Annotated in this window: 22 protein-coding genes, 1 tRNA gene and 1 pseudogene; 3 read left to right on the top strand and 21 right to left on the bottom strand. The window is 67.8% G+C overall.

Translation table 11 applies throughout. From position 1 onward, the window contains the following. Positions 1-38: 38 nt before the first annotated feature. The 9 genes from GO592_RS09785 to GO592_RS09745 form a co-directional block, all read right to left on the bottom strand. Positions 39-785, bottom strand: a complete 747-nt coding sequence (locus GO592_RS09785) for a DUF881 domain-containing protein (protein ID WP_007295585.1) — start codon at positions 783-785, stop codon at positions 39-41. A gap of 7 nt (positions 786-792) precedes the next feature. Further along, positions 793-1,155, bottom strand: a complete 363-nt coding sequence (locus GO592_RS09780) for a small basic family protein (protein WP_005264197.1) — start codon at positions 1,153-1,155, stop codon at positions 793-795. Between the two features lie 32 nt (positions 1,156-1,187). After that, positions 1,188-2,051 carry a DUF881 domain-containing protein gene (locus GO592_RS09775; RefSeq protein WP_007295584.1) on the bottom strand — a complete coding sequence of 288 codons (864 nt, stop codon included), beginning with the start codon at positions 2,049-2,051 and terminating at the stop codon, positions 1,188-1,190. Beyond that, complete coding sequence (locus tag GO592_RS09770; protein WP_005264195.1) at positions 2,051-2,674, bottom strand: CDP-alcohol phosphatidyltransferase family protein; 624 nt, start codon at positions 2,672-2,674, stop codon at positions 2,051-2,053. The genes GO592_RS09775 and GO592_RS09770 overlap by 1 nt, the downstream gene beginning before the upstream one ends. Positions 2,675-2,789: 115 nt before the next feature. After that, positions 2,790-3,848: an SMP-30/gluconolactonase/LRE family protein gene (locus GO592_RS09765; RefSeq protein WP_007295583.1), complete on the bottom strand. Its 1,059-nt coding sequence runs from the start codon at positions 3,846-3,848 to the stop codon at positions 2,790-2,792. A gap of 38 nt (positions 3,849-3,886) precedes the next feature. After that, a complete protein-coding gene (locus GO592_RS09760; RefSeq protein WP_005264193.1) occupies positions 3,887-4,504 on the bottom strand; it encodes an NUDIX hydrolase in 618 nt (205 codons plus the stop codon). A 72-nt stretch (positions 4,505-4,576) separates the two neighbouring features. Continuing rightward, entirely contained in the window at positions 4,577-6,097 is a 1,521-nt protein-coding gene (locus tag GO592_RS09755; protein ID WP_007295582.1) for an acyl-CoA synthetase, read from the bottom strand. 34 nt (positions 6,098-6,131) lie between these two features. Further along, positions 6,132-7,253, bottom strand: a complete 1,122-nt coding sequence (locus GO592_RS09750) for a DUF5938 domain-containing protein (protein WP_005264191.1) — start codon at positions 7,251-7,253, stop codon at positions 6,132-6,134. A 41-nt stretch (positions 7,254-7,294) separates the two neighbouring features. Continuing rightward, a complete protein-coding gene (locus GO592_RS09745) occupies positions 7,295-8,098 on the bottom strand; it encodes an SDR family NAD(P)-dependent oxidoreductase (protein ID WP_005562885.1) in 804 nt (267 codons plus the stop codon). Positions 8,099-8,318: 220 nt separating this feature from the next. On the opposite strand from GO592_RS09745, the gene GO592_RS09740 reads away from it, so the two are divergent. Then, a complete protein-coding gene (locus GO592_RS09740) occupies positions 8,319-8,954 on the top strand; it encodes a TetR/AcrR family transcriptional regulator (RefSeq protein ID WP_007295581.1) in 636 nt (211 codons plus the stop codon). 6 nt (positions 8,955-8,960) lie between these two features. Here GO592_RS09740 and GO592_RS09735 read toward each other — a convergent pair whose 3' ends face one another. Next, the gene (locus GO592_RS09735; RefSeq protein ID WP_007295580.1) at positions 8,961-9,401 is read right to left on the bottom strand and encodes an SRPBCC family protein; all 441 of its coding nucleotides are present in this window, start codon (positions 9,399-9,401) and stop codon (positions 8,961-8,963) included. A 154-nt stretch (positions 9,402-9,555) separates the two neighbouring features. On the opposite strand from GO592_RS09735, the pseudogene GO592_RS09730 reads away from it, so the two are divergent. Then, a pseudogene (locus GO592_RS09730) lies at positions 9,556-10,773 on the top strand (MFS transporter); the annotation flags it as partial. A gap of 266 nt (positions 10,774-11,039) precedes the next feature. Here GO592_RS09730 and GO592_RS09725 read toward each other — a convergent pair. Continuing rightward, a complete protein-coding gene (locus GO592_RS09725; protein ID WP_007295578.1) occupies positions 11,040-11,918 on the bottom strand; it encodes a sigma-70 family RNA polymerase sigma factor in 879 nt (292 codons plus the stop codon). Positions 11,919-12,068: 150 nt separating this feature from the next. Between GO592_RS09725 and GO592_RS09720 the strand changes: the two genes are divergently transcribed. After that, positions 12,069-12,863 (top strand): L,D-transpeptidase, encoded by a 795-nt coding sequence (locus GO592_RS09720; RefSeq protein WP_007295577.1) that lies wholly within the window; start codon positions 12,069-12,071, stop codon positions 12,861-12,863. A gap of 94 nt (positions 12,864-12,957) precedes the next feature. Here GO592_RS09720 and GO592_RS09715 read toward each other — a convergent pair. The 10 genes from GO592_RS09715 to GO592_RS09670 all read right to left on the bottom strand — a co-directional run bounded on the left by GO592_RS09715 (position 12,958) and on the right by GO592_RS09670 (position 22,319). Beyond that, a tRNA-Pro gene (locus tag GO592_RS09715) sits at positions 12,958-13,034 on the bottom strand. Between the two features lie 86 nt (positions 13,035-13,120). After that, the gene (der, locus tag GO592_RS09710; RefSeq protein WP_005243157.1) at positions 13,121-14,548 is read right to left on the bottom strand and encodes a ribosome biogenesis GTPase Der; all 1,428 of its coding nucleotides are present in this window, start codon (positions 14,546-14,548) and stop codon (positions 13,121-13,123) included. After that, positions 14,545-15,234 carry a (d)CMP kinase gene (gene cmk / locus GO592_RS09705; RefSeq protein ID WP_005562874.1) on the bottom strand — a complete coding sequence of 230 codons (690 nt, stop codon included), beginning with the start codon at positions 15,232-15,234 and terminating at the stop codon, positions 14,545-14,547. The genes der and cmk overlap by 4 nt, the downstream gene beginning before the upstream one ends. Further along, a complete protein-coding gene (locus tag GO592_RS09700) occupies positions 15,231-16,292 on the bottom strand; it encodes a pseudouridine synthase (protein ID WP_007295576.1) in 1,062 nt (353 codons plus the stop codon). Before GO592_RS09700 ends, cmk begins: the two co-directional genes overlap by 4 nt. 16 nt (positions 16,293-16,308) lie before the next feature. Then, the gene (gene scpB / locus GO592_RS09695; RefSeq protein ID WP_007295575.1) at positions 16,309-17,001 is read right to left on the bottom strand and encodes an SMC-Scp complex subunit ScpB; all 693 of its coding nucleotides are present in this window, start codon (positions 16,999-17,001) and stop codon (positions 16,309-16,311) included. Then, positions 16,998-17,870: a segregation and condensation protein A gene (locus tag GO592_RS09690; RefSeq protein ID WP_007295574.1), complete on the bottom strand. Its 873-nt coding sequence runs from the start codon at positions 17,868-17,870 to the stop codon at positions 16,998-17,000. The genes scpB and GO592_RS09690 overlap by 4 nt, the downstream gene beginning before the upstream one ends. Further along, positions 17,871-18,770 (bottom strand): ParA family protein, encoded by a 900-nt coding sequence (locus GO592_RS09685; protein ID WP_007295573.1) that lies wholly within the window; start codon positions 18,768-18,770, stop codon positions 17,871-17,873. It lies immediately after the preceding gene. A gap of 160 nt (positions 18,771-18,930) precedes the next feature. Continuing rightward, the gene (gene xerD / locus GO592_RS09680) at positions 18,931-19,857 is read right to left on the bottom strand and encodes a site-specific tyrosine recombinase XerD (protein WP_007295572.1); all 927 of its coding nucleotides are present in this window, start codon (positions 19,855-19,857) and stop codon (positions 18,931-18,933) included. A 1-nt stretch (position 19,858) separates the two neighbouring features. Beyond that, positions 19,859-20,527 carry an NUDIX domain-containing protein gene (locus GO592_RS09675; RefSeq protein ID WP_007295571.1) on the bottom strand — a complete coding sequence of 223 codons (669 nt, stop codon included), beginning with the start codon at positions 20,525-20,527 and terminating at the stop codon, positions 19,859-19,861. Positions 20,528-20,540: 13 nt separating this feature from the next. Further along, positions 20,541-22,319, bottom strand: a complete 1,779-nt coding sequence (locus tag GO592_RS09670) for a CTP synthase (protein ID WP_050998560.1) — start codon at positions 22,317-22,319, stop codon at positions 20,541-20,543. Between the last annotated feature and the right edge of the window lie 39 nt (positions 22,320-22,358).

Below are 22,358 nucleotides of genomic sequence, written 5' to 3'. Positions count from 1 at the left end.
GCTTCCTTTCGATGGCAATCCGCGGGCGGATGCGAAGATCAATTTCCGGGCTGAGCGTATTGGCGAGGTTTCGCCTCTCGCAAGGCGGAGATCGTGACCTGCTGCGATTGTTCGATCGTCAGCTGCCCGCCGCTGCGCGCGACCGTGTCGACCACCCCGCCGGGAATGTTCAGGGCCGCCGCCAGAGTGGGCGGATCGCCGATGGCGACCACCCCGTAGGGGGCGTTCACCTTCCGGCCGTCCACCGACACACCGCCGGCCGAACCGGACACCCAGGAGTCGACGCCGATCCGGATGGGCGGGCCGTCCGCCCCCTGGATCTGGACGGCTTCGGCACCGGCGGCACGCAATTCCTGCACGAGGTCGAGCAGAACCTCGGAGCCGACCCCCTTGTTGGGGTCGGTGACGCGCATCGTCACCCCGGGGCCGGTGGCCGGTGCGCTGCCGACCTGGATCGACAGCGCCGTCAACCGGGCCTGCGCCTCGTCGAGCGCCGCCCCGGAGCTGCCGCTCTGTTGCAACGTTGCCAAGGTCTGTTCCAGCGATGCGATCTCCTGCCGCAGGGCCGCCTCCCGTTGGTTCAGCGTGTCCAGGACGACCAGCAGATCCGCGGGGCTCGCCGAGTCGAGGGTGTCGCCGGACCCGGTGTTCTTCACCTGCGTCACGATCGCGATTCCCAGCCCGCCGAGCAGGAGCGCGGCGAGCAGGGCGAAGACGACGTGCGATCGCTGCGACGTCGCCGGTTCGTTCCCGTGGAGTTCGTGTCTGCCCTCGTGTCCGCTCACGTCGCGATCACGCCCCGAACAGACGTCGCCGGAGCGCGGCCGCGTTGCCGAAGATGCGGATACCCAGCACGACGACGATCGCGGTGGACAGCTGGGTTCCCACACCGAGTTGGTCACCGAGCCACACGATCAGGGCCGCCACCAGGACGTTGAACACGAACGAGACGACGAACACCTTCGAGTCGAAGATCTCGTCGAGGTACGCGCGTAATCCGCCGAACACCGCGTCCAGCGCGGCGACGACGGCGATGGGCAGGTAGGGCTGCACGGCGTCGGGCACTTGCGGGCTGAACACCACGCCCAGCACGATGCCCACGATCAGGGCGAGCACCCCGTAGATCGCGGATCCGCCCTTCAGTGCTGCCTTCATTCGTGTGACGCCTCCATTCGACTCCGCCGTTGTCATCGTGTTCCCACTTCCCGGGCTGCCCGCACTTCCCGCGCCGGGGCGGCGGGCAGGTGGAGATCATCGGCCTCCGCCACCGCGAAGCCGATGCCGTACAACTGCGCCACGCTGGACATCCTGAGATAGGCGTCGCTCACCACGAATCCGGTCTGCATCGGCCCCTGCGGGCCGATTGCCGAGACCACGTACGGCGAGAACACCGGCTGATTGTCCACGAGCATCGCGCCACCCGCCTGGCGGATCGTCACCGACGGGCCGATCCGCACGTCGCCGACCGCGATGGCCTCGGCGCCGCTCGCCCACAGCGAATTGACCACCGACTGGAGGTCACGGTCGAGCACCACGGCCTTCCCCCCGACACTGCGCTGGGACGAGTCGGACAGGTTGGGCTTGGCCGCGGGGTCCGTCAACGTCACGGTCAGGCCGGGACCGTGCACGGCCTCGACTCCGGCATCTCCCTCGAGTCCGCGAAGCTCGTCGAGCAGTGCCGCACCTCGGGCGTCGCCGGCCAGCGCAGTGGCGCGCGCGTCGTCGGTCTGCGTCGACAGCGTGTCCCGGGTGGCGGCGAGGGCGCCCGCCCGATCCTCGGCGTCGTGCACTTTGCTCAGGAGTTCGGACCGCACCTGCTCGGTGCCGGGGATGCGTTCGGTGGCCTGCCGGTAGGCGACCGACAGCACGAGCCCCACGAGCAGCGCGCCGATCGCGATCCACACCTGCTGACCGACCCGCGTCTGTCGTGAATGTCCCTGCTCACGATCCTCGGCCGCACCCTCGTACCCGGGGTCCAGATGATCGTTCATCAGAGACCGCAGCAGGGACGGCACCGGATTCCTGCGAATGCCGGAATCTGTCCGTTTCATCAATGGACCTCGCGTTCCTCGCCGCCCGGTCCTCGCACGGGAACGGTGCGCGCGACGGTCAGCGCGTTCACGGTGTAGAGCAGTCCGGTCCACACGTACAGCACCGTGCCCCAGATCAGGAGCGCAGCGCCGAGCGGCTGCGCCACGGTCGCGATGCTCCAGTCACCGTGCGCCGCGAGGGTCATCGGCAGCGCGAACATCAGCAGGAACGTGGCACCTTTGCCGAGGTACATCACGTCGGGGGGTGGCAGACCGCGCCGTCGGTAGATCAACAGCGTGAGCGCGAGAACGGCGTCGCGGCCGATCAGGATGGCCGCCACCCACCACGGGATGAATCCACGCAGGACGAATGTCACCAGCGTCGTGACGACGTAGAGGCGATCGACGAAGGGGTCGAGCAGCGCGCCCAGCTTCGACGACTGGTCGAGGATCCGCGCGAGCTTGCCGTCGAGCCAGTCGGTGAAGCCGCTGATCATGAGGATCGCGAGCGCCCACCCGTCGGAATGGGTGACGAGCAGCAGGTACACGAACAGCGGCACGCCGAGGAGTCGAACCACGCTCAGGAGGTTCGGGACGGTCACGATCCGGTCCGACCGCGCAGTGTCCCGGTCCACCGAATTCACCAAAATCTCCCCAGCGTCGAGTGCGGACCTGTCTTCGGGCGCTCGTCGCACCGCTCTCGCCACTCTTCCACAACCGGGTTGGTGTTCAGTCGATCGTCCCGTCCGTCCGACCGTGTCACTCGCCCGGCGCGAGCCCCGGTCGGGGTGGGGCCGGGACGCGCGCGACGGCGTCCGAGGTCAGACTTCCCAGGTACAGCCACCCGTCGTGCTCCCGCACACCTGTGACGGGGGAATAGCTGCCCTTGCCTCCGCGCAGGCTGTGCACGATCTCGCCGCGGTGATCGAGGGCGATCACCCAGCCGGCGTGCTCCGGATTCGGTTGCACCGACTCCGGCAGGTTCGCCGCGACGATGCGCAGCGTGGGGTAGGGCGCGAGCAGGTCGAGCAACCGCATCCGCGGACTGTAGAGCGCCACCCAGAACAGGCCGTCAGACGTCTGGGACGTCATGTTGTCCGGTATGCCGGGCAGATTCGCGGCCCACACCGACGTTCTGCCCTGCGACGGGCCGGTCAGGTCGACGCGGGAGATCTGGTACGAGCCGGTCTCGGCGACGAGGACGAACGATTCGTCCGAGGCCAGTCCCACGCCGTTGGCGAACTGCAGTCCCTCGGCCAGGAGGTCGCTCTCCCCCGTCCGCGGGTCCAGACGCAGCAGGCGGCCGGTCCCGCGGTGCTCGAGAAGGTCGTAGCGGTGGTCGGCGATCGTGAAGTGCGCCGAGGAGTCGGTGAAGTACACGATGCCGTCCCGGCCGACCGCCGAGTTGTTGCACGCCACGAGCGGACGCCCGGCCGCGGCGTCGGCGAGCACGTCGATGCGTCCCGTGTCGTCGACTCGCAGCACACCGCGCTCGGCGTCGCAGATCAGGAATCGGCCGTCGTCGAGTATCTCGACCCCGAGGGGCCGACCGTGGGTGTTCGCGAGTTCGGTGGCGTGTCCGCGGCTGTCGAACCGCCAGATCCGGCCGTCGTTGCCTCCGGTGACCACCCGGCCGTCGTGATCGACAACAACGTCCTCCGGGCCTTCCCCGGTGGGGAGGGTCCAGCGATGCGCGTCGTCGAGCATGCCGTTGGGCGCGAGCACTCCCGTCTGAGGTGGTGGCGGCGGGGCGTGCCAGACGACGGGGTCGACACCGGTGCGGTCGAGCTTGCGGGCGAGAGACTCGAAGAAGGTCACGAACCGTGAGATTAGTCGCCCCCCTCGACGTGGTCTCGCTAACGCCAGGCGAAGACCGGCTGGTCGAAACCGTCGATCCGGGTGTGCCTGCCGTGCAGCGCGACCTCCCGGAACTGGTACACGACCGCGCCTGTCGGGGCGTGCACGAGGTGACGCCGGAACGGCCATTGGATCACCGGTTTCGACGATTCGGGGATCTCGACGAAGCGCGGCTCCGCGTCGATCTCGGGAACGCCCACCGAGAACACTTCCGCCACTTCCTCCCGGTTGGGGACGAGCGACGTGATCGGCTGGTCCGACCACACGACGAACGGTGTGATGACGTACCCGGAGCGGGTGACGTAGTCGTCGAGCCTGCCGAGCACCGCGGACGGCTCCACGTCGAGGCCGAGTTCCTCGTGCAGCTCGCGCCGGGCGGCGTCCTCGCCGGTCTCCCCCGGATCCACTCCGCCGCCGGGCAACGCGAACTGCCCAGGGTGCGCACGCATCTTGCTCGGGCGCATGGTCAGCGGAACGGCCTGACCGTCGGCGCCGTCGTTCATCACGGCGATCACGACCGCCGCGGACCGCCGATTCGTCGGGTCCACGATCCGTGGTTCGAAGCGTGCCAGCGCGTCGGCGAGCCGTCCCCTGCTCAGTGCGTGCCCATTCACCATCACCCGACAGTATCGCCAGTCGCGGCGAAACCCACGCTCCGATCCCCCGCGTTTCGAACCCCGCGCCCGCCGTCAGTCGAGCAGCTGCTGCCTGATCTCGTTCTTGAGGACCTTCCCCAGTGTGGAACGAGGCAGATCGGGCCAGACCAGGATGTCCTTCGGGGTCTTCACGCTGCCGATGCGCGCTTTCACGAACGCCGTGAGTGCGTCGGCCTCGATCGGTGTTCCGGCTCGGGACTGGACGACGGCGACGACACGTTCGCCCCATTTCTCGTCGGGGAGCCCGATCACCCCGCAGTCCTGGATTCCGGGGTACGCCATGAGCGCCTGTTCCACTTCGACTGAATAAACGTTGAATCCGCCGGTGATGATCATGTCCTTGGCCCGGTCGACGATGTACAGGAAGTTGTCCTCGCCGAGGTACCCGATGTCGCCCGTGTGATGCCAGCCGTGCGCCGACGCCTCCTGCGTCGCAACGGGATTCTTGTAGTACCCCGTCATGACGAGCGAACTGCGCACCACCACTTCGCCGCGCTCACCGGAAGGTAGCAGCGTCCCCTGCCCGTCCATGATCGCGACGGTGACCAGCGGGGAGGGCCTGCCCGCGGAGCTCAGCCGGGCGGTCGCGACCGAACCGTCCGCACGGAAATGGTCTTTCGGCGCCATCGTCGCGATCATCATCGGCGCCTCGCTCTGCCCGAACAGCTGGGCCATCACCGGCCCGATGCGGGTCAGCGCTTCTTCGAGCCGGGTCGGCGAGATCGGCGCCGCGCCGTACCAGAAGCATTGCAGCGAACTCAGGTCCGTCGTCTCCAGGTCTGCGTGGTCAAGCAGCATGTAGATCAGGGTCGGCGGAAGGAAGGTGTGGGTGACCCGGTCCCGGTCGATGTGCGCGAGGAACTGCCCCAGGTCGGGCGCGGGCATGATGACCACCTGCCCGCCGAGGGTGAGGATCGGGAAACACAGGACACCGGCCGCGTGCGTCAACGGCGCGAGGGCGAGGTAGACCGGTCTGCCGTCGAACGGGTAGCTCATCAGGGTCAGCGCAGACATCGTCTCGATGTTCCGGCCGGTGAGCATCACCCCCTTCGGCTTCCCCGTCGTCCCGCCGGTGCCGACGATCAGCGCGAGGTCGTCGACGGGAGCGACGTCGAGACGTTCGGTGCCCAGCCAGTCGTCGAACGGGTGGGCGTACTCCTCGTCGCCGTCGAGACACACAAGGGTCGTCAGCAGCGGCAACTGCTGCCGGATCCGATCGACCAGGGGCGCGAACGCCTTCTGGAAGATCAGGCAGCGACAGTCGAAGAGGTCGAGCAGGTCCCGATTCTCCGCTGCCTCGTTCCGCGGGTTGATCGGGCACCACACCGCACCCGCCCGGCTGATCCCGAACACGCAGGAGAACGCGGCCGGGTCGTTGCCGGACAGGACGGCCACCTTGTCGCCCGCGCCGATCCCCGACCGTGCCAGCCCGGCCGCGACGCGCCGGCTCAGGTCCTGGACATCGGCGTACGTCAGTGTCCGGTCGCCCATCGTCAGGCACGGCGACGACGGACCGAGCGAGGCACCCTTGTCGAGGTAGTCGGTCAAGCGCATGGTGCGGTCCTCCTCGAAGTCGCGGCCGGGACGGTCAGCTCTGCACGGTGAGAACCGGCTCCATCACGAGACCGAAGCTGCGCAGGACTCCCAGGAGTTCGCGATGCCCGAACGCCTGGCACGCCGACGCGAGACCGGTTCGCTTCGGGGGTTGCTGCAGCAGGGAGTACGCGGCGTACGCCTGCAGGAGCCCCGTCTGCTTGTAATTGCAGTTTCCGTGGATGACGCAGTGCGCCCGACCCAGCGGGCCCGACGCGTACACGGAGTCGAGCGACGTGTTGACGCGCGGGTTCTCCCTCGGCGGCATTCCCGCCTGCACGGAGCCGGCGATCTCCGCGAGCGCCGCGTCCTGCTCGTCCGCGGGAAGGGTCTTGATCTGCTCCTCGACCATCTTCTGCGTCGCGACGACACCCTCCATCACGGAACGGTCGAACACGCCGCCTGCCGCCTTCACGTTCGCCACCCGCGGATCGTCCTTGAACCACACGGGATGACAGGTGCCGCCCCACGGCAGCGCGAGGGCCATCTGGTGCTGTCCTGGCACCACGACCTCGAATGTGGTACCAGGGTCCCACTTCTGGTATCGGTTCTGTTCCAGGTAGTACCAGTCGGCCTTGAGGATCGTGAAGATCGTCTGCGTGGACGCGTAGGTGGGAAAACCCTTCCACAACACCAGGATGTCGAGAGTGTCCAACCCCGGCGTCTCCAGCGCGATGTTCGCGGCGATCTCACCCGTGGTGTACATCTGAGCGACGCCCGGAGACAGCAGCAGCCCCTTCTCCGCGAACTTGTCGCCGAACTTCGCCTGCACGTCCAGAACCCAGTCCTGCTCACCGGTCGTGTCGGTGTAGTGACAACCCGCGGCAAGAGCCGCCTCGACGACGACGGCACCGTGCTTGATGAACGGGCCGACCATGTTGCTGACAACCCGTGCACCGCTGAACAGTTCGGTCAGCGCCGGGACGGTGTGCTCCACCTCGACCACCTCGTGGTCGACGGTGTCCAGCCCGGGAATGCGGTCGAGCACTTCCTGGATCCGCTTCTTGTCCCGTCCCGCAGCGATGAACGGAATGTTGAACTCGCGCAGGTATTCACACACGAGCCGCCCGGTGTAACCGGAGACTCCGTAGACGATGACGGGTTTCTTGTCGGTCATGACGCGCCTTTCAGAATGGGAGAAAAGTCCGGGGAGATCGGTTACATGCCCATGCCACCGTCGACCGGCAGGCCGATCCCGGTGACGAAGCGAGCGGCGTCGGAGGCCAGGAAGACGACGGTGTCGGCGATGTCCGCGACCTCGCCGAGCCTCCCGAGCGGAGTCAGGCCGATCACGTCGGCGACCGCGGCGTCGGCGCTGGGCCACAGCCCGAGCCTCTCCATGTCGGCAGCCAGCCCGAGTCCCATCTCCGTGGCGACCAGCCCGGGGTACACGCAGTTCACGCGGACGCCGTACCCCAGCTTGCCGGCCTCCTGAGCCGCGACCCTGGTCAGCCGGTCGACGGCCGACTTGGTGGCGGAGTACCCGGCGATGCCCGGGAACGGGATCGTCGCGGCCACCGAGGAGACGTTGACGATCGCCCCGCCCGCTCCCGCTGCGCCTCCGGGACGCATGGCGCGCAGACCGTGTTTCAGGCCGAGTGCGACACCGAGAATGTTGACGTCGCACATCCGGCGAATGTCGGCGGGGTCGATGTCGACCACGAGGGACGAGATCTCGATGCCCGCGTTGTTGACGAGGAGGTCGAATCCGCCGAGTTGCTCCACGGTCGCAGCGACGGCACGCTCCCAGTTGCCGTCGTCGGTGACGTCGAGTTTCACGAATCCGGTGGCGGCACCGGACTTCCCGACGGAGTCGGCAGTCGCGCGACCTTCCTCCTCGAGGACGTCGCCGATCACGACCGCCGCACCGGCGTCGGCGAGGGCGGCAGCCATACCGGCGCCCAACCCCTTCGCACCACCGGTGACCAGCGCTTTCCGTCCTGCAAGATCACTCACGCTCATTCCGACCTGCCTTCGTACGAGACGATTCGCGGAAACCACGTCACGAGATCGAGTCCGCAATGTGGTGTGGATCACAGAGTATTCGAGTTTGGACGACTGTCAAGAATTCTCTTGACGACTGTCAAGTTTTTGTTGCACAGTCGTCAAGGAACGCGGGCTAGACTGATGCACACCGTGCTGGACCCGTGCTGGACCATGTGAGCCGAACAGGAAGAATGCCGTGACACCCGTCGCCGAGAAGAACGCCGATCGGGTCTCGCGCCGCCAGGTCGACAAATTCGCCGAGCGCCGGGATCAGCTCGCCGAGGCCGCGTTGCAGACGCTCTCGGAACTCGGCTACGCCCGCACCAGCCTCCGGGAGATCGCCCAGAACTCCGAGTTCTCCCACGGCGTCCTGCACTACTACTTCAGCGACAAGGTCGATCTGATCACGCACTGCGTGCGGCACTACAAGGCCCGGTGCGTCACGCGATACGACGGCGTGGTCGCCACAGCGCACACTCCCGAGGAGTTGAAGGCAGGATTCGGCCGGGTGCTGGTGGATTCGCTCCGCGACGAGGCCACCATGCATCGCCTCTGGTACGACCTGCGCTCGCAGTCGCTGTTCGAGGAGTCGTTCCGCGCAGACGTCGCGGCGATCGACAAGAGTCTCGAAAACATGATCTGGCGCATCGTGTCCCGGTACGCGGACTTGGCGGGGCGCACGATCACCATCGCCCCGGCCACCATGTACGCGGTCTTCGACGGACTGTTCCAGCAGAGCCTCGCACGGCATCTGTCGGGCGACGACACCGCGGCGGACAGCCTCGCGGACAACGTCGATCAGGTACTGGCGCTCGTCATTCCGGCACGGTAGGGCAGGTCACCTTTCCGCGGCCGCCTTGATCCGCTGTGCGAAAGCGGGTGCGTCCTTCCGGGCCGCTCGGAGGGCGAGAGGTGCGATCAGCTTTCCGATTCCGTGACCCTCCAGCACGTTGAAGATCGTCACCTTGGTGCCTGCGCCCGAGGGTTCGAGGTCGTAACCACCCTCTTTCGCGGTGATGGAATTCTTCGAACGCTCCGCCCAGCGAATCTTCCGCGGCACCTCGAATTCGGTGATCTCGAACTCCCGCCTCGTGGTCATCCCGGCGTCCTTGACGGTGCTGACGAAGATGGTGCCGACACCCGGCGGACCGTCCGTCTTCTTCACGATCTCCTGCACCCGGGGACTGAAGTCCCGGTCGTTGACCCCGGCAGCGAGGTACTCGAACACTTCCTCGACGGGGCGGTTGATCACAACAGTGCCTTCGAACCGTCCAGCCATGCCAGCCTCCCGCTTCCGTGATCTGCCGGGTTCCGACAGTACTCGCGACGCAGCCGCGGCGCGGTCACATCGCCGCCGGGCCGACGGTCATAGAAGTGACGGCGCGCAACGCGGCGTCTCCCCGCACGGACCCTGAGCACAGGAAGGCTTCGACATGGACATCTCGGTCAGCGACACCTCCCGGGTCGGGCGATCGACCCCGGCACGCCCGTTTCTCTCCACCGCCCGCGGCACACTCACGCTGACGCTGTTGTGCGCCGTGGCATTTCTCGACTTCGTCGACGCATCCATCGTCAACATCGCCCTGCCCGACATGCGCAGCGACCTGGACATCTCGGTTCAGGAACTGCAATGGGTCCCGAGCGCGTACCTCCTCACCTACGGCGGATTCATGCTGCTCGGCGGCCGCCTGGCCGACCTGCTCGGTCGCCGTCGTGTGCTCGTCACCGGCACCGTCGTGATCGGGCTGTCGTCGTTGATCGGCGGGTTCGCCGGGAGCGCGGAAGTCCTGATCGGGGTGCGACTCGCGCAGGGTGTCGGTGCGGCACTGATGCTTCCGGCCGCGCTGTCGATTCTGACCACGACGTTCGAGGACGGCCCCGAGCGGCATACCGCGCTCGGCGTCTGGGCCGGAGTGGGTGGTCTCGCTTCCGCCGTCGGTGTTTTTCTCGGCGGCGTGCTCACCGAGGGGCCGGGCTGGCGATGGGTGCTGTTCGTCAACCCTGTCGTGTGCGCGCTCGTGCTTCCGGCGGTCTTCGCGCTCATTCCCGGCGACCGGCGCCGCGCCCGGTTCGCGGACTTCGACGTCGCGGGCAGTGTGCTCGGCACCGGCGGGATGCTGTTGCTCGTCTACGCCCTGGTGACGGGACCCGACCAGGGATGGGGCACCGCCCGCACGATCGCCGGGTTCGTCGGTGCCTTCGTGCTGATCGTGGCGTTCGTGATCAACGAGCAGCGCAGCCCGCACCCCCTGCTGCCGCTGTCGATCTTCCGCGTCAAAGGTCTGGCCGCCGCGAATGTCACGGGGCTGATCGCCTTTGCGGGTCTCATCGCGATGTTCTTCTTCCTGACTCTCTACATGCAGAACGTTCTCGGCTACTCCCCCGTCCAGACCGGTGCGGCCTACCTCCCGCTCTGCCTGGGTGTCGGTGTCGCCGGGATTTCCTCCCAGGTGCTCACCCGGACCGGAACCCGTCCCGTCGTCGTCGCGGGAGCGCTGGTGGCCTCCGCCGGCCTCTACATCCTGTCCCGGATCCCCGTCGACGGCTCCTATCTCAGCGATCTACTACCCGGACTGATGATCGTGTCGTTCGGTCTCGGCGCCGTCTTCGTCGGCGTCACGACCGCAGCCAACGCCGGTGTGCCTGCCGGCGAGGCAGGGCTCGCGGCAGCGTTGCTGAACGCCTCACAGCAAGTCGGCAGCGCACTCGGTCTCGCGATCTTCGCCGCGATCGCCACGTCACATTCACAGCATCTGCTCGCAGCGAATTCGCCTGTGCCCGAGGCACTCACCCTCGGCTTCCAGCGAGCGCTGCTGACCGGCAGCATCTTCCTCGTCGCCGCGGCCCTGATCGGCCTGCGCACCGGCAACGCACACGGAGACGTCGAGCACCGCACGAACTGACCCCGGTGGGCTCGTCAGTCGAGGTTCTCGACGACGAGCCCGGCGAGGCGCTCGCGGTCGGCGAGGATGTCGATCTCGACGATCTTGCCGCGCCGGATCGTGACGCCCATGACCGACAGCAGCTGCCCGTCGGAGATCGCGACCACTCCTGCGGCACCGTTGACGAGCGCCGGATGCGCGAATCGAGCCAGCCGGGCGAACCCGAGGACCCGGCCCGCGACCGTCTCCGAGCCGCGCACCATCGTGGAGGCTCCCGCCGGCAACGCTCCGGTATCGGCGCGGAGCACGACATCCGGATCGAGCACGGCCACGAGCGCGTCGAAGTCGCCGCTCCTCGCGGCCGCCAGGAACGCGTCGACGACCACACGCTGGCGGACCGGATCGGTGTCGGGAACGGGGGCTCCCTGCAGACGCCGGCGTGCGCGGCTGGCCAGTTGCCGGGCGGCCGCCGGGGTTCGCTCCACGATCGGGGCGATGTCCTCGAAGGGCACCGCGAACATGTCGTGCAGCACGAATGCCAGTCGCTCCGCAGGAGTGAGCGTGCCGAGGACCACGAGCAGCGCGAGACCGACCGAATCGGCGAGCACCGCCTCGTGTTCGGGGTCACTGCCGTCCGCCCGGGTCACGATCGGGTCAGGCACTGCCGCATCCAGGGGATCTTCCCGCCGTGACCTGCGGGACTGCAGCATGTTCAGGCACACCCGTGCCACTACCGTCGTCAGCCAGCCGCCCAGGTTCTCGACCGTGCCGGCGTCGGTGCGGCTCAGTCGCAGCCAGGATTCCTGCACGGCGTCCTCGGCCTCGCCGATCGAGCCGAGCATCCGGTAGGCCACCGCCCGCAGGTGTGTGCGATGGGCCTCGAACTGCTGCGCCAGCATGTCGTTCTCGTTCATCGGTCACGCCCTTCCGTCGAGGTCTGTCAACTGTGTGACCGGCGAAACGCGGCCGATGTGACGGCGGGTGCGTCGTCCGTGGCCCCGTGATGCGCGTACTGCATCCAGTTTCCCTGGTTCCGCTGTCCGATATCGCCGTGGTTAACTGAAATGACGCTCACAGTCTCTGAAGGGCTGGACGGCATGTGGAAAGCACAGCAGGTCGGACGTCTGTTTCTCGTCTCGGTGCTCGCGGCTCTGGCCGTGTGCGGAGTGAGCGCCACCGCGTCGGCGCATTCCCCGGCAGTCACCGGGAAGGTCGTCGCGCCGACACTCTCCCCCGCGAGCGGGCAGGTCGTCGGCATCGCGCATCCTGTCGTCGTCCGGTTCGCGTCACCGGTGTCCGATCGCGCGCTCGCCGAGCGTGGTGTCCAGATCACCCCCTCGAAACCCGTGCCCGGGCAGTTCTCCTGGATCGACGACCGCACCGTGCAGTGGACCCCGGACCACTTCTGGCCGCCCGACACCCGGGTGACCGTCGAGGGGGCGGGCGCGAGGTCGCAGTTCCAGGTCGGTGACGCACTCGTCGCAGTCGCGAACACGACGACGCACCAGTTCACGGTCAGCATCAACGATCAAGTCGTGCAGACCATGCCGGCGTCGATGGGCAAACCCGGATACGAGACACCGCTCGGGACGTTCCCCGTCATCGAGCAGTTCCGCGACATGATCATGGATTCGTCGACGTACGGCGTCCCGATCGATGACGAAGAGGGCTACCGCCTCTACGTCGAGTACGCCACCCGCATCACGTGGGGCGGGATCTTCGTGCATGCCGCACCATGGTCGGTGAACTCGCAGGGCGTCGAGAACGTCAGCCACGGCTGCATCAATCTCAGCACCGAGAACGCACGGTGGTTCTACGACAACGCCAAGATCGGCGATCCGGTCATCGTCACGGATTGAGTCCCGCACGGTGTCGGAGACACCCGAATGCGCGGGGCCGGAGACACAGAAAAGGCGGTTTCCCGTTTCCGGGAAACCGCCTTCGCTGATCATCTGGTCGGGCTGACAGGATTTGAACCTGCGACCACTTGACCCCCAGTCAAGTGCGCTACCAAGCTGCGCCACAGCCCGTCCACACCCTCGTTCAGGTGCTCGATGAGATTACATCAGGGCCAGTCCGTAACGCTAATCGCCTGGTCAGAGCGCATTCTGTCGGATCAACGATTTCGCCGCTCACGCTTTTCCCGCACCCGCACCGAGATGCGGACGGGGCTGCCGTCGAAATTGAACTCCTCGCGCAGACGCCGCTCCAGGAACCGGCGGTAGCCCGCCTCCAGGAACCCCGTCGTGAACAGCACGAACGTCGGCGGACGTGTTCCGGCCTGCGTGGCGAACATCACGCGAGGCAGCCGGCCACCGCGCATCGGCGGCGGCGTCGCGGCGACGACTTCCTTGAGCCAGGTATTGAGCCGGCCCGTGGGAATGCGCTTGTCCCAGGACTCCAGTGCGGTGTCCAGGGCGGGGACGAGCTTCTGCACCGCGCGCCCCGTCTGCGCCGAGATGTTGACGCGCTGCGCCCACGGCACCCGCACCAGGTCCCGATCGACTTCCCGGTCGAGCTGGAGGCGTCGGTCCTCGTCGACGAGATCCCACTTGTTGAACGCGATGACGAGGGCCCGGCCGGCGTCGGCCACCATGCTCAGCACGCGCAGGTCCTGCTCCGAGATCGGCTCGGATGCGTCGATCAGCAGAATCGCGACCTCGGCGGCCTCGATGGCGCTCTTCGTCCGCAGCGATGCGTAGAACTCGGCGCCGCTGGCGTGGCTGACCCGCTTGCGCAGACCGGCGGTGTCCACGAAACGCCACGGCCTGCCGCCGAGCTCCACGATCGAGTCGACCGGATCGACGGTGGTGCCCGCGACGTTGTGGACCACCGAACGCTCGTCGCCCGACAGCTTGTTCAGCAGGCTCGACTTCCCGACGTTCGGCTTCCCGACCAGAGCCACGCGTCGCGGCCCACCGCCAGGAATGCCTTCACGCGGGGTCTCCGGGAGTGCGGCGAGCACCTCGTCGAGGAGATCGCCGGTACCGCGGCCGTGCGTGGCGCTCACCGAGTGCGGCTGTCCGAGACCGAGCGACCACAGTGCGGCCACCTCGGATTCGGTGCGGCCGTCGTCCACCTTGTTGGCCACCAGCAGAACCGGGGTCTTGGACCGGCGCAGCACCTTGGCCACGGCCTCGTCCGTTGCGGTGGCGCCGACGACGGCGTCGACGACGAGGAGGATCGCGTCCGCGGTCTGCATCGCCAGTTCCGCCTGCCGGGCCACCGATTGCTGCAGGCCCTTGGCGTCGGGTTCCCAGCCGCCGGTGTCCTGCACCATGAAGCGGCGGCCACTCCAGTTCGCCTCGTACGAGACGCGGTCCCGGGTGACACCGGGAATGTCCTCGACCACGGCCTCGCGTCGGCCGATGATCCGGTTGACGAGCGTCGACTTGCCGACGTTCGGGCGCCCGACCACTGCGAGGGTGGGAACCGGGACGTGGGACTCTCCGTCGCCGCCGTCTTCGAGGTCCAGGACCTCCCAGTCGGATTCCTCACTCCAGGTGCCGTCGCCTGCGAACTCGGTGGTGAATTGTTCGGTCACTGCCCTGCTCCAGTTCTTTCGCTTACCACCAGCAGCAACCTGCCGATCACGTCGTCGATTCCGAGTTCGCTGGTGTCGACCAGCACGGAATCGTCGGCCGGCCGCAGCGGCGACACGGCGCGCGTGGAGTCGAGGTGGTCACGACGCTGCACGTCGGCCAGCACGGCCGCGTAGTCGTCGCCTCGTCCTTCCGCGAGATTCTGCGCATTCCTGCGCTGGGCCCGGGCTTCCGCCGAGGCGGTCAGGTAGATCTTCACGTCGGCGTCCGGGATCACGACGGTGCCGATGTCCCGGCCCTCGACGACGATCCGTTCGGCCTCGCCCGCGAGACGGCGCTGCGCCGCGACGAGCAGTTCACGCACGGCGGGAACGGCGGAGACCGCCGAGACGGCCTTGGTCACCGCGTCGCCGCGGATCTCCTCTCCCACGTCCTCACCGTCGAGCAGGACCTGCTCGCCCGACGGGTCGGTGCCGATCGACCACGGCAGACCGGCGGTCGCGTCGGCGATCGCGGCGGGATCGGTGAGGTCCACGCCCTTGCGCAACGCATGCAGCGTCGCGATCCGGTACATGGCGCCGGTGTCGAGGTACCGGGCATCGAGCCGCTGCGCGAGCATCCGCGAGACGCTCGACTTCCCGGTTCCGGACGGGCCGTCCATCGCGACGACCAGCGACGACGTACTCACAGGCCCACCGCCCCGTAGAGACCGCCGACCTCGCCTCGACCGAGTACGCGGAGCGTGCCGGGACGCTGGTCGCCGAGAGCGACGGCGCCGATGTCCGTCCGGACGAGCCGGATGACGGGGTGTCCCACGGCCTCGAACAGGCGGCGCACGATGTGCTTGCGGCCTTCGTGCAAGGTGACGCGGACGAGGGACTTGCCCTCGTTGATGTCGAGGAGCGTAAACGTGTCGACCTTCGCCGGTCCGTCGTCGAGCTCGACACCCTCCTTGAGCTTCTTGCCGACACCGCGTTCGAGGGCACCCGACACGGTCGCCAGGTATGTCTTCGACACCTCGAAGGACGGGTGCATCAGCCGGTGCGCCAGGTCACCGTCGTTGGTGAGCAGCAGCAGTCCCTCGGTGTCGGCGTCCAGTCGACCGACGTGGAACAACCGCTGACCTGCGGCGACCCGCTCGGAGACGATGTCGCCGACGCACGGGCGACCCAGGTCGTCCGACATCGTCGACTGCCAGCCGCGGGGCTTGTTCAGCGCGAGGTGGACCAGGTCCTTCTGCACCACGACGCGGACCCCGTCCACGCGCACCACCGCGTTCTCGGGGTCGATGCGCAGGCCCTGCTCGATGACGATGCGGCCGTCGACCTCGACGCGACCCTGCGAGATCAGTTCCTCGGCCGCACGGCGCGACGCGACGCCGGCCTGGGCGAGAACCTTCTGCAGTCGCATGCCGTCGCCCTGCGGCGGGCCGACGGGCCGATCGGCGGCGTCGGCGTACTGGTGCCGGGCCGGCTTGGCGTTGCTGATCTTGGGCGCGTGGGCCTGGGCGCGCTGCGGCTTGGCCGACTTGGGCTTGCCGCGTTTGTTCTTCGCAGCCGCGGAGTCGGGCCTGCCCGACTTGCCCTTGACGGCGTCCGACCTGGTCGGACGCCGATCGGTCTCGGAGCGGCTCGGTCGCCCTCCGGCCTCCGACCTGTCCGAGCGACCCCCGGTCTCCGACCTGGTGGGGCGCTGCTTCTTGTTGTTGCGATCCGGTGTGCCATCTCGGCGAGCGGGTTTCTTCACTTTTGTACTATCCCTGTCAGTCTTCGGTGTCCAGCCCGGTGTCCAACTCTTCTGTGGAAGCCGTAGCCTTATTCATTCTCGCAAATCGTGGGTCAGATTCCAGACTGTCACTGATGTCATCTATCAGATCCACGTCCGGCAACAGCGGGGCCAAGGCGGGAAGATCGGCGAGAGACGCCAAGCCGAGCCGTTCCAGGAAGAGCTCCGTCGTCGAATACTGCGTGGCGTTGGTATCGGGATCGACGCCGGCTTCGGCGATCAATCCGCGAGCGAGAAGTGTGCGCACCACACCATCCACGTTGACGCCGCGCACCGCACTGATCCGTGCGCGGGTCAACGGTTGACGGTATGCCACCACTGCCAGAGTTTCCAAAGCCGCCCTCGTCAGTCTGGACCGGGCACCGTCGAGCAGGAGACGTTCCACGTAGGGTGCGTACGCGGTGCGCGTGTAGAGACGCCAACCGTCACCGGCATATCGGAGGTCCATCCCGCTTCCACGGGCGGTGAGCTCGGCGGACATGCAGTTCAGCACGTCCGTGATGCGATTCACAGAAGCGCCGGTCGCGGAGGCGAGCTGTTCGGCTCCGGCGGGAGAGTCGACGATCAGCAGCAGCGACTCGAGAACAGCTTCGAGTTCGGTGTCCGACAGCTCGGGTTCTGCGTCGACGGCGCCCTGGTCGTCCGACTCGTCGAACGGGGCCGAACTCATCCGTAATCCTCCTCGGTCACCGGGGCGTGTGTGCCCTCCCCAGTCCAGCTCACCAGCAATTCCCCGAGCGGCTCGGGCTGTTCGAACAACACCGACTGCTCGCGATACAGCTCGAGCAGCGCGAGGAATCTTGCCACGATCAGGGTGGTCACTTCGCACTCTGAAACCAGGTCACCGAAGGTCGCCCACTCCCCGGCCCCGCGTTCGCGGAGCAGTTCCAGCATCCGCGCCGCCTGTTCCGGCACCGACACCGCGTGCATGTCGTGCAGATGGTCCAGTCCCACGGTGGGCTTCGGGCGGGGTGTGAACACGGTCGCGGCGATCTCCGCGAACCGCTGCGGGTCGACACCGAGCAGCACTTCCGGCAGCAACTGGGTGAACTGGTCCTCCAGTGCCGCCGACCGCGGGTACCGGCGCAGCGCGGCCGCCTCGAGCTCGCCGAACAGTTGCGCCACCTGCTTGTACGCGCGGTACTGCAGCAGCCGGGCGAACAGCAGGTCGCGCGCCTCGAGGAGCGCGAGATCCTCGGCGTCCTCCACCTGCCCCGCGGGGAGCAGACGGGCCGCCTTCAGGTCGAGCAGCGTCGCCGCGACCACCAGGAATTCGGTGGTCTGATCGAGACCCATCTCCGCGCCCAGCGTGCGGGTGTAGGCGATGAAGTCGTCCGTCACCTGGTGCAACGCGACTTCCGTGACGTCCAGCTGTCGCTGGTTGATCAGGGTGAGGAGCAGGTCGAACGGTCCCTCGAAATTCCGCAGCGTCACCCGGAAGCCGGGCTTGACCGCGGGCGCCTGATTCTCGGCGTGCGATACCTGGGTCTGCGAGCCCTCGGTCTGCGGTGGAGCCGAAATGTCTTGCGTATTCACCACTTACCGGCCGGACCGGTGTATGACCTCGCGTGCCAGAGCACGGTACGCCTCGGCGCCGGTCGATTTCGGCGCCCAGGTGGTGATCGGCTCCCCGGCCACCGAGGTCTCCGGGAAGCGCACGGTGCGGTTGATCACGGTGTCGTAGACGAGATCCCCGAACACCTCCACCACACGGGCCATCACCTCACGCGCGTGCAGGGTCCGCGAGTCGAACATCGTGACGACGATGCCGGCGAGTTCGAGCCGCGGGTTGAGCCGGTCGTGAACCTTCTCGACCGTGTCGTTGAGCAGCGCCAGGCCGCGCAGGCTGAAGTACTCGCATTCCATCGGGATAATCACCGAGTCCGCGCAGGCAAGCGCGTTCACCGTGAGCAGACCGAGGGAAGGCTGGCAGTCGATCAGGACGTAGTCGTACCGGTCGAGCACCGGATGCAGCACACGTCCGAGCGTCTGTTCCCGCCCGACCTCGGTGACGAGCTGGATCTCCGCCGCCGACAAGTCGATGTTGCTTGGCAGGAGGTCGAGGCCCTCGACACGTGTCCGCATCAGGACGTCGTCGATCGCGACACGGGGTTCGACCAGCAGATTGTGGACGGTCAGTTCGAGGTCGTGGTGGGCGACGCCGAGGCCCGCGGACAGCGCCCCCTGGGGATCGAGGTCGACGAGCAGGACACGGCGGCCGAACTCGGCCAGCGACGCTCCCAGGTTGATCGTCGACGTCGTCTTGCCGACGCCACCCTTCTGGTTGCACATCGCGATGATCTTGGCCGGGCCGTGCGAGGGCAACGGGGCCGGTTCCGGCACCTCGCGCGTCGGCCGCCCCGTGGGGCCGAGCTCTTCCTCCACGACCACGGCAGTGTCCTCGAACAAGGCTGCGGATTCGGTTTGCCGCACGAACATGTCGCCCTCCTGTTGCGAGTGCTCTGACTCCGCCGCTGGCGGCTGCGGTGTCACCACGGTCCGATGATCCCCTGTTCTCTCGATGATCGCTGCCGATCCCACATCGTTATACGAACGCTACCGCCTCGTACCGTGAATTTTCCCCTCGACACGCTTTCCGTCACCGCGCCCGAGGGTGCGCTCCGGCCCATACCTCGCGCAGCGCACCCACTGTCACCAGCGTATATATCTGGGTGGTCGTCACCGAGGCATGTCCCAGCAGCTCCTGGACGACACGGACGTCGGCGCCGCCGTCGAGCAGGTGCGTCGCGAACGAGTGACGGAGTGTGTGCGGTGACACCGCCGACGAGATGCCCGCCGCGTCCGCCGCGGTCTGCAGCACCTTCCACGCACTCTGACGGGACAGCCGTCCGCCGCGGACATTGAGGAACAGCGCGGGTGTTCCGCGTGACGCCAGTGCCGGCCGGCCCCGGATCAGGTAGGCGTCGAGGGATTCGACGGCGGGCCGGCCCACCGGCACCACCCGCTGCTTGCCGCCCTTGCCCCGCAGCAGCACCGACCGGGTCTCGGTGTCGACGTCGTCGACGTCCAGGCCGACGGCTTCGGAGATGCGGGCGCCCGTCGAGTACAGCAACTCGAGTAGCGCGCGGTCGCGGACCGCCCGCGGTCCGTCTGCGGGTCCGCTGCCTCCGACCGCCTCCAGCAGCGCCAGCACCTCGTTGACCGGCAGGGATTTGGGGAGCCGTTTCGCCGGCGACGGCGGCCGCACGTCCCGGGCGACGTCGACGGCGGTCATCCCCTCGGCCGCGGCGAAGCGGTGAAATCCGCGCACCGCGATCAGGGCGCGGGCCGCCGAGCTCGCGGCCAGCGGCGGCAGTTCGCGAGCCGGATCGCCGGTTCGCAGAGCGATCACGAAGTCACTGACATCCTGTTCGCGGATGCGCCCGATGTCGGTGACCTCCCGGTCCGCGAGGAACTGCGTGTACCGCTCGAGGTCGCGGCGATACGAACCGAGGGTGTTGCGCGCAGCTCCGCGCTCGACGGCCAGGTGGTCGAGGTACGAATCCACCTGCCGCGCAATCACCATGTCATGCCCGCGCGGCCTCGTCCCCGGCGGCGCGCGAGCGTCTTCTCTCGCTGAACCTGTCGGGGCGATCGACCCAGGGCGCGGTCACGTCGCGGAGTTCGCCGCGACCGCCCGGCCGGGACCGGGCGGCCGCGAGGGCCATCACACCGGCTACGGCCGTGGCGTTCACGATTGTCCCGTTCAGCACCATCGACACGACCTCGTCGAGTGGAATCCGCTCGATCTCGAGGTCGGCTTCCTCGTCCTCCGGGTCGGGCCGGTGCACGTCGTACAGGTCCTCGGCGAGGAACACGCGCACCGACTCGTCCGTGAATCCGGGCGAGAGAACGACGTCCACGAGAACGGACCAGCGACGGGCTCCGAGTCCGGTCTCCTCCGCCAGCTCGCGCCCGGCGGCGTCGACGGGGTCCTCCCCCGGCTCGTCCAGCAGGCCCGCCGGGATCTCCCACAACCGGCGCCCCACCGGGTGCCGGTACTGGTGGATCAGGACGACCCGGTCCTCGTCGTCGAGCACCACGACGGCGACGGCGCCGTGGTGCTCGACGACCTCACGTTCGGCGGTCCGGCCGTCCGGCATCGCGACGTGATCCACCCGCAGGGCGAGGATCGCGCCGCTGTAGACGGCGCGCGAGTCGAGAGTCTCGAATTCGTGCCGGCCGGTGTCGGTCATGGTCGGTCTCGCCCTATCCCGCGCTGTCGACGGACGCGACCTCGTCGCGGTCGGCGGAGTCGGCGAGCTCGTCATCGGTGGCGACGGCGGCGGCCCGCTCCTCGCCGTGCACATCGACGGGAAGCCGCTCTTCGAGCTTGTGCTTCAACGCCGCGTCGACGAACGCCGCGAACAGCGGGTGCGGGCGCGTCGGACGGCTCTTCAGCTCGGGGTGCGCCTGCGTCGCGACGAAGAACGGGTGCTGGTCGGCCGGGTACTCGACGAACTCGACGAGGTGACCGTCCGGCGAGGTCCCGCTGAACCGGAGTCCGCTCTTCGCGATCCGGTCGCGGTACGCGTTGTTGACCTCGTAGCGGTGACGGTGGCGCTCCGACACCTCTTCGCTGCCGTACGCCCGGGCGACGACGGACCCCTTCGCCAGGACGGCGGGGTACGCGCCGAGGCGCATCGTGCCACCGAGGTCCGCCTCGCCGGCGATGACGTCTTCCTGGTCGGCCATCGTGGAGATCACGGGGTGCGTGGTCTCGGGCTCGAACTCGGCGGAGTTGGCGTCGTCGAGACCCACGCTGCGCGCGGCCTCGATTACGACGCACTGCAGGCCGAGGCACAGTCCGAGCAGCGGGATCTTCCGGTGGCGCGCGTACCTGATCGCGCCGAGCTTGCCCTCGATACCGCGGATTCCGAAGCCACCGGGAATCAGCACGCCGTCGACGTCGCCCAGGGCGGCCTGCGCGCCCGCCTCCGTCTCACACGCGTCGGACGGCACCCAGGAGATTTCCACCTTCGAGCGGTTCGCGAACCCACCGGCACGCAGCGCCTCGGTGACGGACAGGTAGGCGTCCGGCAGGTCGACGTACTTTCCGACGAGGGCGATCCGCACGGTCTCGCGCGGCTGGTGGACGCGCTCGAGCAGGTTGCCCCACACGGTCCAGTCCACGTCGCGGAACGGCAGACCCAGCTGCCGCACCACGTACGCGTCGAGGCCCTCGCTGTGCAGCACCTTCGGGATGTCGTAGATCGAGGGCGCGTCGGGGGTCGAGATGCAGCCGTCGACGTCGACGTCGCACATGAGCGCGATCTTGTTCTTCAGCGCCGGGGGAACCTCGCGGTCGCAGCGCAGGATCAGCGCGTCGGGCTGGATACCGATGTTCCGCAGGGCCGCGACCGAGTGCTGGGTGGGCTTCGTCTTGAGCTCGCCCGACGGCGCCAGGTACGGCACCAGGGAGACGTGGAGGAAGAAGACGTTGTCGCGACCGACGTCGTGGCGCACCTGACGGGCGGCCTCGAGGAACGGCTGCGACTCGATGTCACCGACGGTGCCACCGATCTCCGTGATGACGACGTCGGGCCGGTGTCCCTGGAGGTCCGGTCCGCTCATGGCGAGGATCCGGCTCTTGATCTCGTCCGTGATGTGCGGGATGACCTGGACGGTGTCGCCGAGGTATTCGCCGCGCCGCTCCTTGGCGATGACCGTCGAATACACCTGGCCGGTGGTCACATTCGCCTGACCGGACAGGTCGCGGTCGAGGAAGCGCTCGTAGTGACCGACGTCGAGGTCGGTCTCGGCGCCGTCCTCGGTGACGAACACCTCACCGTGCTGGAAGGGGTTCATCGTGCCCGGATCGACGTTGAGATACGGATCCAGTTTCTGCATGGTCACGCGCATTCCCCGCGCGGTGAGCAATTGCCCGAGGCTCGAGGCTGTGAGGCCCTTGCCGAGTGAGGAGGCGACGCCGCCGCTCACGAAGATGTGCTTGGTAGCGGTACGCGAATGAGTGCGTGACTGTGGCAAAGGGGCTCCCGTGACGACTGTGCAGGGCTTGGTCTGTTC

This window comes from Rhodococcus sp. 21391, from assembly GCF_016772255.1.
Taxonomy (GTDB): Bacteria; Actinomycetota; Actinomycetes; order Mycobacteriales; family Mycobacteriaceae; genus Rhodococcus_F; species Rhodococcus_F opacus.
This window is presented reverse-complemented; position numbering and strand designations above follow the sequence as displayed.

Excerpts from the sequence above, each read along its gene's own strand:
- GO592_RS09780 (WP_005264197.1), bottom strand. The coding sequence starts at position 1,155 with ATGAAGGCAGCACTGAAGGGCGGATCCGCGATCTACGGGGTGCTCGCC.
- GO592_RS09775 (WP_007295584.1), bottom strand. The coding sequence starts at position 2,051 with ATGAAACGGACAGATTCCGGCATTCGCAGGAATCCGGTGCCGTCCCTG.
- GO592_RS09760 (WP_005264193.1), bottom strand. The coding sequence starts at position 4,504 with ATGGTGAATGGGCACGCACTGAGCAGGGGACGGCTCGCCGACGCGCTG.
- GO592_RS09755 (WP_007295582.1), bottom strand. The coding sequence starts at position 6,097 with ATGCGCTTGACCGACTACCTCGACAAGGGTGCCTCGCTCGGTCCGTCG.
- GO592_RS09750 (WP_005264191.1), bottom strand. The coding sequence starts at position 7,253 with ATGACCGACAAGAAACCCGTCATCGTCTACGGAGTCTCCGGTTACACC.
- GO592_RS09745 (WP_005562885.1), bottom strand. The coding sequence starts at position 8,098 with ATGAGCGTGAGTGATCTTGCAGGACGGAAAGCGCTGGTCACCGGTGGT.
- GO592_RS09735 (WP_007295580.1), bottom strand. The coding sequence starts at position 9,401 with ATGGCTGGACGGTTCGAAGGCACTGTTGTGATCAACCGCCCCGTCGAG.
- GO592_RS09725 (WP_007295578.1), bottom strand. The coding sequence starts at position 11,918 with ATGAACGAGAACGACATGCTGGCGCAGCAGTTCGAGGCCCATCGCACA.
- GO592_RS09720 (WP_007295577.1), top strand. The coding sequence starts at position 12,069 with ATGACGCTCACAGTCTCTGAAGGGCTGGACGGCATGTGGAAAGCACAG.
- scpB (WP_007295575.1), bottom strand. The coding sequence starts at position 17,001 with ATGAGTTCGGCCCCGTTCGACGAGTCGGACGACCAGGGCGCCGTCGAC.
- GO592_RS09685 (WP_007295573.1), bottom strand. The coding sequence starts at position 18,770 with ATGTTCGTGCGGCAAACCGAATCCGCAGCCTTGTTCGAGGACACTGCC.
- xerD (WP_007295572.1), bottom strand. The coding sequence starts at position 19,857 with ATGGTGATTGCGCGGCAGGTGGATTCGTACCTCGACCACCTGGCCGTC.
- GO592_RS09675 (WP_007295571.1), bottom strand. The coding sequence starts at position 20,527 with ATGACCGACACCGGCCGGCACGAATTCGAGACTCTCGACTCGCGCGCC.